Annotated in this window: 1 protein-coding gene and 1 pseudogene; one reads left to right on the top strand and one right to left on the bottom strand. The window is 47.1% G+C overall.

Annotated elements, in window-relative coordinates; all coding sequences use genetic code 11:
* Window positions 1-749: HDOD domain-containing protein (locus ACYVTD_RS14110; protein ID WP_461248358.1), on the top strand; the 749-nt coding region annotated here is incomplete at its 5' end.
* Here ACYVTD_RS14110 and ACYVTD_RS14105 read toward each other — a convergent pair.
* Window positions 746-945, bottom strand: a pseudogene (locus tag ACYVTD_RS14105) (hypothetical protein); the annotation flags it as partial. The gene ACYVTD_RS14110 and the pseudogene ACYVTD_RS14105 sit on opposite strands and share 4 nt — an antisense overlap.

Raw genomic sequence — 945 nt, 5'->3', positions numbered from 1 at the left:
ACATCAAGGTGCTCCTTCAGATGAAGAGAAATACGATTAATGTGGAAATACGCAATAACGTGCAGGCCACGAAAGCGGAACAGATCCGCATTCAGGACAAGCTTGCCAGGGCAAGGCAGTACAGCAGTATGGAAGACGCCCTAAACCAGGTTCTGGATGATACGGAAGGCGCGGGGCTTGGGCTTGTTATTCTTGTTCTTATGTTGAAAAAAATCGGCCTTGTCGACGAGGCTTTTTCCATAAAAACGACGGACAAAGAAACCGTGGCGAGCATATCTATTCCTTTGGACGCGGCCATGCTGGCGAATCTTTCCGACCTTTCCAAAGCCATTATCGCGGACATAAACAGCCTGCCCCAGTTTCCGGAAAACGTACTGCTTGTCCAGAAACTCATCGCCGACCCGACATCGGACATGTCTTCCATCGCCCGTCAGATTTCAATGGACCCGGCGCTTACCGGCGACCTGTTAAAAATCGTAAATTCAGCCCAATATATGCTGTCTAAAAAAGTTGAGAATATTTCGGACGCGGTAAAGATGGTCGGTATCAAGGGCATAAAGAACCTGCTTTATTCCTACGGTACGCAGAAGGTATTGGGCGATGAAACCCATGATAAAAAAATCCTTTGGGAACATTCGTACAAGACCGCGTTTTACGCGTACAATTTGGTCAAAAACTTTAAGAACGACAACAACCTTCTGGACGACGTGTATGTCGGCGGCATATTGCACGACATGGGAATAATTTAGATTTGGTTTTCTTTCTGGAATCCGGACGCGAAACGTTCCAGTATGGTCTTAAATTTTTTCTTGCTGGTAAGCCCGTAATTTTCAAGGGCGCCTGAGTCAAACTGGTCAAAACTGACGTTGTTGTTCTCGTACTCGCAGAACATGTTCGCGAGGTATACGGCGTCCACCATGTTTTTCAAGTCGTCCGGAACCGCGT

This window comes from Treponema sp. R6D11, assembly GCF_054786075.1.
This window is presented reverse-complemented; position numbering and strand designations above follow the sequence as displayed.